Annotated in this window: 10 protein-coding genes; 6 read left to right on the top strand and 4 right to left on the bottom strand. The window is 59.4% G+C overall.

The window, feature by feature from the left end:
• The coding region (locus tag MP439_11035) for a class F sortase (protein MCI2976587.1) at positions 1 to 324 on the top strand (324 nt) is incomplete at its 5' end.
• A 181-nt stretch (positions 325 to 505) separates the two neighbouring features.
• Here the strand turns inward: MP439_11035 and MP439_11030 are convergent.
• Together MP439_11030 and MP439_11025 are read right to left on the bottom strand one after the other, a co-directional pair.
• On the bottom strand, positions 506 to 1,117 hold the full coding sequence (locus MP439_11030; protein ID MCI2976586.1) for a hypothetical protein: 612 nt from the start codon (positions 1,115 to 1,117) through the stop codon (positions 506 to 508).
• Complete coding sequence (locus MP439_11025) at positions 1,114 to 3,114, bottom strand: thioredoxin domain-containing protein (GenBank protein ID MCI2976585.1); 2,001 nt, start codon at positions 3,112 to 3,114, stop codon at positions 1,114 to 1,116. The genes MP439_11030 and MP439_11025 overlap by 4 nt, the downstream gene beginning before the upstream one ends.
• Before the next feature lie 425 nt (positions 3,115 to 3,539).
• Here MP439_11025 and MP439_11020 point away from each other — a divergent pair, with 425 nt between their 5' ends.
• The 3 genes from MP439_11020 (at position 3,540) to MP439_11010 (ending at position 6,322) form a co-directional block, all read left to right on the top strand.
• Entirely contained in the window at positions 3,540 to 4,289 is a 750-nt protein-coding gene (locus tag MP439_11020) for an SDR family oxidoreductase (GenBank protein MCI2976584.1), read from the top strand.
• 129 nt (positions 4,290 to 4,418) lie between these two features.
• Complete coding sequence (locus MP439_11015; protein MCI2976583.1) at positions 4,419 to 5,876, top strand: APC family permease; 1,458 nt, start codon at positions 4,419 to 4,421, stop codon at positions 5,874 to 5,876.
• Between the two features lie 167 nt (positions 5,877 to 6,043).
• Complete coding sequence (locus MP439_11010) at positions 6,044 to 6,322, top strand: hypothetical protein (GenBank protein ID MCI2976582.1); 279 nt, start codon at positions 6,044 to 6,046, stop codon at positions 6,320 to 6,322.
• A 234-nt stretch (positions 6,323 to 6,556) separates the two neighbouring features.
• On the opposite strand, the gene MP439_11005 is transcribed toward MP439_11010, so the two are convergent.
• A complete protein-coding gene (locus MP439_11005) occupies positions 6,557 to 7,681 on the bottom strand; it encodes an AMP-binding protein (protein ID MCI2976581.1) in 1,125 nt (374 codons plus the stop codon).
• Between the two features lie 390 nt (positions 7,682 to 8,071).
• On the opposite strand from MP439_11005, the gene menB reads away from it, so the two are divergent.
• Both menB and MP439_10995 read left to right on the top strand, forming a co-directional pair.
• Complete coding sequence (gene menB, locus MP439_11000; GenBank protein ID MCI2976580.1) at positions 8,072 to 8,929, top strand: 1,4-dihydroxy-2-naphthoyl-CoA synthase; 858 nt, start codon at positions 8,072 to 8,074, stop codon at positions 8,927 to 8,929.
• 3 nt (positions 8,930 to 8,932) lie between these two features.
• A complete protein-coding gene (locus MP439_10995; protein ID MCI2976579.1) occupies positions 8,933 to 9,802 on the top strand; it encodes a 1,4-dihydroxy-2-naphthoate polyprenyltransferase in 870 nt (289 codons plus the stop codon).
• A 124-nt stretch (positions 9,803 to 9,926) separates the two neighbouring features.
• Here MP439_10995 and MP439_10990 read toward each other — a convergent pair.
• Positions 9,927 to 10,273: hypothetical protein (locus tag MP439_10990; GenBank protein MCI2976578.1), on the bottom strand; the 347-nt coding region annotated here is incomplete at its 5' end.

The following is a 10,273-nucleotide window of genomic DNA, read 5'->3' as shown; positions in this document are numbered from 1 at the left end:
ACCCCAACCCCAGGCAACCCTGGTGTCACCCTTTTGGCCGGACACGTCAACTGGGTAGGCCAAGGAGAGGGAGCCCTTGGCGAGATCGGCCAACTGGTCCCCGGTGACCAAGTGATCCTCAACTGGGACGGACACCAGAGCACCTGGCAAATCACCACCAAGCCAACGCTCTCACCCAACACCGTGGCTCACCCTGAGCTCTTTACCAACCAAGGCACACCAACCCTGGCCCTTGTCACCTGCGGTGGCCCCTTCACCGAGATCCCTGGTGTGGGAGGCTCTTACGCCGACAACGTCATCGTGGAGGCGAGGCTCAGCTCATAGGTCGAGCTCTGTCGCGATTGGTGCCGTGGCTTTTGGGTTGTGAACTCGTTGCTGTGGTCTGCTGGCTGCGAGTATGGCGCTGCGGTTCTTCCCTTGCGAAGGTGTGGGCGAGCCAAGTCCTGCCCAGCGCCTGCTGGGCAGACGTGGCTCGTGCAGGCGCTAGCTGGTCAGTTGCTAGCCATCAGTACAGGGCAACGATCCACTTCTTACAGTACCCTTCGAAGGGTGCGCTGTAGGCTGCGATGGCATAGGTGGGGATGGCGTTGCGCACCAGCTTCCACTTCTTGCCACCAACCGAGGTGTTGATGTCGAAGTGGCTGGCGAGCTCCTTGGTAAGGGGTAGCTGATGGTGTCGTCCAGCCCATTCGAGCCCGAGAAGCAGCGTGCCATCAAGCTGGGGCTCGAGAATGGGATTGTTGAGTCCCAGGCTCACAACCGAGGGGAACGATGCGTCAAAACGCGAATAGGCGACGCTGGGACCCGGAAGAAAGAGGGGAGGGAGCGCTTGGGTCTGAGAGAGGTCCTCGAGGACGGAGCTGACCAGCCGTGGCTTTGGGGGCCGACTGATGCGGCGCAGGGTCGTTGCCTTGATCTGTTCGGGGCGAGCTGGATCGACGTCGGGAGTTGGGGCTGCGTTTTCGAGATCGAGATAGCATGGCGGGGTGAGCTCGCTCTCGGTACTCAGTGAGAGCCGGAGAAGCCGCCGTTTGGCGGTGTCGGCGATGATCAGTTCGCGGCGTAAACTGTTTTCGGCGATCGAACCAAGGAGGAGATAGCGGGCAACGGGCTTCATTTGATCTCCGCCAAGCCAATCCTGAGTTCTGCTGGATCGCGAGTGGGAAGTTGGCAGACGCGATCATGGCACAGATACGCGGCTCCCGGTTCAAGGTCCTCGAGGATAGGAGCGCCGGTACCGTGCACCACGATGAGGTCTCCTCGTGTGTTGGTCAGCGCCGTTGTGACAAGCTCATCGAGGCCATCGCCCGGGATGAGGACCTCAGTGGTTCCGAGGTCACGCTCGATGAGGGCCCAACACAGAATCGAAAACGATGCTGGCACCCGTTCGATCAGCGGTAGATACGCATCGAGCAACGTTGACCCCAGGTTCCCCAGGGCTGGGTCGAGGGCGATAGAGCCCACCCGTTGGGCGAGCCAGGCAAACAACGAGTTGGTTGAGGGGGTCGCGCCATCGTAGCGGTCAAAGCTCGCAAACGGCAAAATCCCTCCGTGGCGGCCGATGCTAAGTTCCGGTGAATCGGTGCTCATGAAGCGGGTAGTGGCGGTCTTAAGAGCCCAGGTAGCTTCGTTCAGCCAGGTGATCTCGCCAGTGACGGTGAAGGCCTCAAGCGCCGCGCCTGCGTAGTTCACATAGTCCGAGGCATAGCCTTCAATTGCGTTTCCGTCCTCGTAGGCGACGTGCACGAGGTCATCGCCATGCCGAAAGGTACCCTGTACCTGGTGCATGAGTCGAAGGCCCTCGGCGGTCATAGTGGCATCGGTGAGGAACCGTCCGGCGCGCAGCAAGGCTAGAGCCCAGCCGGCGTTGCCGTCACAGGTGGCTTTGTCGTCGATATCGAGCGCACAGCGCTCTCGTCGATAGGTCGATACCCGTTGGTTGATCGCTGCAAGGTCAGTGTTGATGCGCGGACTTGCCCCCAAAGGACGATGGAAGATGTTGCGACCTTCAAAGTTGCCGCCAGCGGTAACGCCGTAGAACTCGGCGAAGGTCCCGTAGCCCTCGCCCAAGAGCCCGCTCAGTTCGTTGGCGGACAGGAGGTAGTAGCCTCCCTCTTCACCGTCGGCATCGGCGTCGGTGGAGGAGGCGTAGAGTCCACTAGGCAAGCGCAGCGTGCTGGTGGCGAAGGTGAAGATTCGGCCAACAATCCAGCGGAGATCGACATCGTTTGTGTCGGCGGCTACGGTCGCATAGAGCGAGAGAAGGCCAGCCTGGTCATAGAGCATCTTCTCGAAGTGTGGGGTGATCCAAAATCGATCGGTCGAATAGCGAAAGAAGCCGCCGTCAATATGATCGTGGATGCCGCCGTTGGCGAGCGCCTTCAATGTGGTGACCACCATCGTCTCGATCCTTTCAGGATCGGCGACAATCGAGCGGGCACGCCACAAGATATCGAGTAGGTAGGGCTGTGGAAATTTGGGTTGATTGCCAAAGCCACCGAACTCAGCATCGAATCGTTCGGCTAGCTCCTCGACCATGCGCTCAAGGACCACGGTGGCATCAAGATCTGGTTTAGGTGCTGAGGGAAGTGCGTTATGGGTGCCAAGGGCGGTTGCATACTCGCGACTGGCCTCGGCCAGCGATTCTGGTTGTTCATCGCGCAACTGGATGATCTTTTGGGCGATTGAAAGCAGACCTGGCAGGTGGGAACTCGAATACGGAGGGAGATAGGTGGCACAGTAGATCGGTACGCCTTCCGGGGTGGCAAAGACCGTGATCGGCCAACCTCCGCTGCCCTGTTGAGCGACGAGCGCCTCCATGTACAAGGCATCGACATCGGGGTGCTCTTCGCGATCGACCTTGATGCACACGAAGTGCTGGTTCAGGTAGTCAGCGACCTCTGGCTGGTTGAACGTCTCATGGGCCATCACATGACACCAGTGACAGGCTGAGTATCCGATCGAGATGAGGAGAGGGCGCGCCAGCGATTGTGCAAGTTGGAAGGAATCGCTGCCGTAATACTGCCAGGCCACTGGATCGTCGGCGTGCTGGAGTAGATAGCGGCTCGAACATTCGTGAAGCCGGTTGGTCGGTTGGGGAGGGATCGCACTCATCGTTGCCCAAAGCCTACCAGCCTCACCATAGCTGTCATCGGTTGTTGACGCGCAGGTGGTGGGTTTTGTACAAGAGTGAGGGTTAAGGAATCGTCGTTGAGGGTGAGAGATCAGACCGAATGTGCCAATCCCTGGCCCCAGACCGCCGAGGTGCGATACCACGTGCAAATCGGCATGTCAGTTGGCCCTACCAAGACAGCTGGGCCATGCTCATGTAGCTCCACCTGCGCCCACGTCGTCGCGTTGACGTTATAGCTTGCCGCGAGCAACGTGTGGGTGATCGGATGAAGCGGGCGGATACACAAGACAGACGCGACCTGACCACCTTTGAAACCGGCCACCTAACCGACTTGAGGCAAGTGCGACGCGTAAGACAAGTAGTCTACGACATAGGTGTGCGTTGGTCTTTGTGAGGAGGGTTTGGCGTGGGAGTGGCGATTATTACCGGAGGTTCTCGAGGGATTGGATTGGCGACGGCGACGAGCCTTGCCAAGCAGGGCCATGAGGTGATGCTCGTTGCCCGTAAACCTGACGAGCTCGAGGCCGCGGCCCAACAGATCCGCGAGCAGGTTCCTAACGCGGTCGTCGGCGTCTGTCCGGCGAATCTACGCGAGGTCGATGCGCCGACAGCGATCTTCGATGTGGCGAACGAGATGTTCGGCCAGGTGTCGATGCTCGTTAATAATGCTGCCACTAACCCGTGGGCTGGTCCCATCACCGAGATCACGCCAAAGGTGATGGACGTCGTCTATGAGGTGAACCTACGGGCGCCGACCATGATGACCCAAGAGTTCGCCAAGCGTTTTGGTGACGGCGATCATCTGGGTGCGGTGGTCAACGTTGCCTCGATTGGGGGTCTTCACGTTGAGCCGATGATCGGATGGTATAACGTCCACAAGGCGGCGCTCATTCACCTCACCCATCAGTTTGCAGCCGAGTTGGGGCCACGTATTCGGGTGAACACGGTCGCACCTGGCTTGGTTCGAACCCAGTTCGCGGCCATGTTGGTGGACTCGCTGGAGGACCAGCTCGCGACGCGTCTCCCATTGAAGCGGATCGGTGAGCCAAGCGATGTGGCAGGCGTGATCGCCTTCTTGCTCTCCTCGGATTCGGCATGGATGACCGGGTCGACGATCGTTGTCGACGGTGGCAACGGAGTAATGGGGATGTTCTAAGTATCCCTTGCTTGTAAGCGGTCATTGTTACGGATTCAATAAAATTGTGAGAATTTGTTGCATGAATCCGTTGTATCTGATACATTGAACTCTGCCGTTATCTTTGCTTAGTAAAGGGGGAAAAGATAGATGGACACAGTGGAACGTGCACCTGGTACATCCGGTGCAGATGAAGGGGGTGGGCACGGTCTACGACATGGCGCGCTATCGCTGCTCGATTCGAGTGTGATGGGTGTTGCTGGAGTCGCTCCTGCCTATTCGATCGCCGCTTCCACCGCAGTGCTGGTTGGTGCCGTCTCGGTTGGCGGGCCGGCGGCGCTGCTCTATTGCGGCATCGCGATGTTTGGTATTGTCTGGGCCTTCAACTACCTCGGTCGCTCAGAGTCCAACGCCGGCGCGAGCTACGCCTGGGTGCGTCGGGCGTTACACCCGGTCCTTGGGTACATCGCAGGATGGGCGCTGGTGGCCTCCGCGCTGATCTTCATGGTTGCCGGCGCCTACCCTGCCGGCTCGACTTTTCTGGGTTTGTTCTCGAATTCGGCGGCCAACAACGTAACGCTGGTGACGATCGTTGGGTCGATCGTCTTCCTGTTGATGATCGCAGCGGTCATTGCTGGCGTCACCATCACGGCCAAGATCCAGGTGGCGATGTCCTCAATCGAACTCGCCATCCTGGTTGTCTTTGCCATTTTGATGCTCGTGCACGGACATGATGCGCGAAACTTCTCATGGTCGTGGTTCTCGCCATCGGTGTTTCACTCTTCGAGCGTGTTCTTTGGTGGTGCGCTGGTCGCAGCCTTCTACTACTGGGGCTGGGATGTGACCGCCAACCTGAACGAGGAGACCAAGGAGGCCAAAGTCACCCCTGGGCTTGGTGGGATCATCGGTGTCATCGTGGTATTCGTACTCTTTGAAGTCTTCACCATCGGTACGAATATGGTGCTGACCAACAAGATCGTCGCCAACAACGCTGGCGACGTTCTCCTCGTCCTAGGTCAAACGGTATGGCACGGTGTTGGTGGCAAGCTCCTGGTGGTAGCCGTCGTGCTCTCGACCGTCGCGACGCTCGAGACCACGATTATCCAGGTGACGAGGACGATGTTCTCGATGGGCCGCGATGGCACCTTGCCGAAGGCGTTGGGTGTCACGCATGCGAAGCGCCAGACGCCGGTGGTAGCTACCGTCGTCGTCGCCGTCATCTCGCTTGGGCTCTTTGTCGCCTCGAACTACGTGGGTTCAATCGGTACCATCCTCTCGGATGCCATCAACGCCATCGGTCTCCAGATCGCGATCTATTACGCGCTCGCCGGCTTCTCGGTGGTCATCTTGTATCGCAAGAAGCTCTTCACTGGTGCGAACTACTTTTTCTTCGCCGGCTTGTGGCCGTTGGTGGGAGCTGTCTTCATGGCGGTGATGTTCGAGCAGACTATTCCGACGCTTAATGCCACGACGCTCATCGTCGGGCTTGGCTCCATGGCCCTTGGCCTGATCCCGATGATCATCTATTGGGTCAAGGGACGGCCGTATTTCAAGATGCCGAGCCCTGAGGAGCGAGACATCGACTACGAGCCAGCCCTCACAGACTGACCGCTTGTAACCTCACTGACGGCTACAACCTCATGGCGTAACCGCCGTCGCGCGCTGTGAGGAACGATCGGTTGCAGTGTTCACACTCACGCCCAGGTCCAATCGCCGATGAGAGCGATCCGACTTGGGCGTGCGAGCAAGTGAGCCCAAGAGCAAGGTGGTGAGCCATGCCTGATCGCCTCCGAGCGTTTGGGACGCACGATGGTAAGCGGCGGCCCTATTGTTGGCGTGCCAGCGTCGAGCGCCGAGGTGCGTGGATCAATTCTGCTGTGATCAGCCCTGTCGAGATCAGCCCTGATGCGATCGGCTTTGCCGGAGCTCAATGCGTCGAGAGCGGCATCGGTGATTGCAAGATGATCGAGATCGATTATGCCGCCAATCACGACGAGAGCCATGTGGGGACCAGCGTCTTTGTGGAGCCTTGTGTTGTCGCAGTGCGGAGCTGACGCCTGACTCGGATTTCGTACTGCTGAACTCGGTTCCGGTGTTACGAGGAAATGTGGGCCATAGCGCCCTACAAATCGCGCCAGTACCGATTGCATCCCTACGACCTGGGGCGCTCTCGTGAGCCCATGACAAGCTCCAGGTCGTGGGCTGATCGGCGCTTGGCCCTTGTGAATCTACGACACGATGGGCTTGCAAGGGTAGGCGTTTGATCGTGGCGATCTCGGTTCGTGGCCCTACGGTTGGGTCGAAAGCTGCTCACCAAGCCTACGACGCATTGGCTTACCGGTCTCGGTACGTGGGATGGCTGTGACGATCACGCGACGTCGGGGGAGTTCCCATCGCTCGAGTGTGTCGATGTCGGCGCGTAGCGCAGCGAGGTCAGGCGCGTTCGTTGCGGTGGTCGCCAGGGTGACCGCCTCGCCAAAGCGGGTGTCGCGGGTTGCCACGACACAGAAGTCACCGAGAGCATCGCCATAGTTCGCGCGCAGGGCCGCCTCAACCCGCAATGGGTTGACCTTGTGCCCGCCGGAGTTGATGAGCTCGCTTGCACGGCCGAGCACCTTGAGGGTACCGTTTGGTCCGAAAGCTCCAAGGTCCCCCGTGGTGAGCCAGCCCTCTGGGTCGAGGATGGGGGATAAGTCGCGATAGCGGCTGGCGATCATCGGCCCTCTCAGCTGGATGATCTCATTGATAACCCGAGCCTCAACTCCATCAAGGGGTATGCCGTCGTAGACCACGCCCGATCCCGTCTCGGTCATGCCATAGGTGACGATGGCATTGGGCGGTACCTCGTTCGGTGGTGGCTGGGCTCCAAGGAGCACGGTTTGAAAGCCACTCAGGTCGACCGATGCAAGCGCTGCGGTGACCGCGACGGTGCGGGTTGCACCCTTGGCGAGCGCATCGTCAACCGACGACCGATCCAGATGGTCGCTCAGATACACGTCATGGCCTAGCAGCAAAGCGCGAGCGATGACCCCTAGGCCACCGATATACGCAGGCGAGAGCGGACAAAACCAGATATCAGTGTCGGTCATCGCAAGTCGTGCGGCAATGGCCTTGGCGGAGGCCATCAGGTTGGCTTGAGTGTGCAGGATTGTCTTGGGTGGCCCGGTGGTTCCTGAGGTCGTGATCGCAATCCGAACTCCGGGGGCCACGGGTGGGGGAGCGCTGGTAAGCACGTGGGAGCCATCCTCGTCGATGAGTCGATGAGCACCGAGGGCATCGAGTCGTTCGCGGTTGCGAATAGCTGGTGAGCGCGGGTCGAGGATCGCGACCGCATCGTCGTTCGCCCACACTTCGGCGATGAGATCCACAAGTTTGTTAGAAGGAGGTAGGTTAATTGCGACGATTTGATTCACGCCTCTAAACTAGCGTCAGGCGTGCCCGTAGCCCAAGCGAGACCTACTGACCGTGGCGCTGGATGTATACATTGAGTCCCTTGAGACAGGGTGGCTCTGGTGTGATGCGGCAGTAAAGGTGAGATATTGGTGCCAGGATGCGTGCTCTTTCGAGAGACGGGGTCATTGTGTGGCCGTTCTGTTCCGATCCAGGCCATGAGAAGGGAACGGGCACCCTAGCGGCGGCTGGGCGTTGAAATAGTGAGAGTTTCGAGCTGTTGACACAATGAGAGGTCACCGGCGTTGGCGGGTGGGCGATGTGTGGGGGCCGGCAAGGGCTGATGAGGGTGACCCTACAAATTGGGCCGAGAGCCTTCGCGACAGGTAGCTAGTGGGAAGAGGTTGTCAACGATGAGTGAGATGGGACAGGCGATGGAGCAGCTGGCATGGGAGTCACGGGGTGACTATACCGATATCCGATTTGAGGTACTCGAGGGGATTGCGAAGATCACCATCAACCGACCCGAGGTCCGTAACGCCTTTCGCCCACAGACGTTGTTTGAGCTCCAACGGGCCTTTGAAATCGTGCGTGATGATCCGGCAATCGGGGTCGCCATCCTCACTGGCGAGGGACCACTGGCCTTCTGCTCCGGTGGCGATCAGCGTATTCGTGGTAACGACGGGTACATCGGTGATGATGACGTCGCCCATGCTGGTATTGGGCGACTGAACGTATTGGATCTACAGATCCAGATCCGGCGCCTCCCCAAGCCAGTCATCGCGATGGTGGCGGGGTACGCCATCGGTGGCGGGCATGTCCTACACCTCGTGTGTGATCTGACGATCGCCGCTGACAATGCCCGGTTCGGCCAGACTGGCCCAAAGGTTGGGAGTTTTGATGGGGGCTATGGAGCCGGTCTCTTGGCCAAGACGGTCGGAATCAAGAAGGCAAAGGAGATCTGGTTCCTCTGTCGTCAATACGACGCCGACGAGGCACTGCGCATGGGTTTGGTGAACACCGTGGTGCCCTTGGAGCGCCTTGAGGCCGAGACGGTCGCCTGGTGTCGTGAGATACTTGCGCTCTCCCCACTGGCGCTTCGGCTGCTCAAGGCCTCGTTCAACGCCGCTGACGAGGGACTTGCTGGTATCCAACAGCTTGCTGGGGACGCCACCATGCTCTTTTACATGTCAGATGAGGCCCAAGAAGGGCGAGATGCCTATCTTGCAAAGCGCAAGCCTGCCTTTGATCAGTTTCCACGGCGGCCGTAGCTGATGGCATCGGCGTCTGACTGGATAGCCGGAGCCCGTCCACGGACGTTGCCGGCCTCGGTGGCACCAGTGCTTGGGGCGACCGGGCTCGTCATCGCTCGTCATGAGTTCCGACCGGTGTTGGCCGTGCTTGCCGCCCTCGTCTCGCTTGCCTTGCAGGTCGGTGTTAACTACGCCAATGACTACTCGGATGGAATCCGCGGCACCGATGAGGACCGAGTTGGTCCCATACGTCTGGTTGGCAGCCGATTGGCGAGTCCGAAGGCGGTTCGACTCGCTGCTTTCGCCGCCTTCGGGGTTGCAGCCATCGCTGGCGTGGTGATCTGTGCGCTGGTGAGCTGGTGGCTGTTGCTGGTAGGGGGTGCCAGTGTCGTCGCTGCTTGGTTCTACACCGGTGGTCGACACCCGTATGGGTACTACGGCTTTGGTGAGATTTTCGTCTTCGTGTTCTTCGGGCTGGTAGCGACCCTTGGTACGTTCTATATCCAAGCTCGAACGCTCTCCGCCCCGGCGTTAGAGGTCGCCATCGCCTATGGTGCCCTGATCACGGCCATCTTGGTGGCCAACAATCTCCGCGATATTCCTGGTGATCGAACGTCGGGGAAGCGGACATTAGCGGTTCGCATGGGTGATGGTCCAACGCGAGCGCTCTATGTCGCGCTACTGGTGATCGGGCTCATCGCCTTTGAGGCAGCGCTTGGTGTCTCCTGGTGGCTCCTCGTCGGCCTGGTGTTGGCGGCGCTGATGGTGTCCCCGATTCGAGTGATCGTTGCCCGTGCTGTGGGGCCGAGCCTTATCGCGGTGTTGGCCGGAACCTCAAGGGTGACGCTGGTGGCGGGCCTCCTTGGCCTCGTGGTGTTTGCCCTTCACTGAGATCGTTGCGCCAACTTAGGCTCTCGACCTCGACAGCCAACCACGGCGCCGATGATCGCTTTAGGCCGAACTTAAGCCTAACCCCCCGACCGATAGCACCGTCTATCAGGTACGTTGTCGTGGATCAGTGCTTTGGTTCTGTCGACTTACCTCCAATGGTGATTGGAATCGGTGATCCAATGAGTTCAAAGACTCGACGCTGTAAGGGAGTTGGCACCGAGAGCTGTTCTATCTGGATGCCTTGACCAAATTCAACCGTGTTTCTCGTCAGGGTTCCAAGATGGGCAAGCAGGGTGCCAAAGCTGTGAATCGGTTCGCCACCAGCTCCGCGTTTGGTCGCATCGTTGGTCTTAGCGGCATCGGAGCGAAGCGCGGGGGCAACCGGATCTTGGCGCTCTGGAATCTCCTCGTCTATGAACATGAGTGGTGTGAGAACCTGCCTTAGGTGCCAGGTGACATAGAGGGCGAGCA

The organism is Ferrimicrobium sp. (genome assembly GCA_022690815.1).
Classification (GTDB): Bacteria; Actinomycetota; Acidimicrobiia; order Acidimicrobiales; family Acidimicrobiaceae; genus Ferrimicrobium.
Note: the sequence above shows the minus strand (reverse complement) of the source record. Positions and strands in the feature narration are given on the sequence as shown.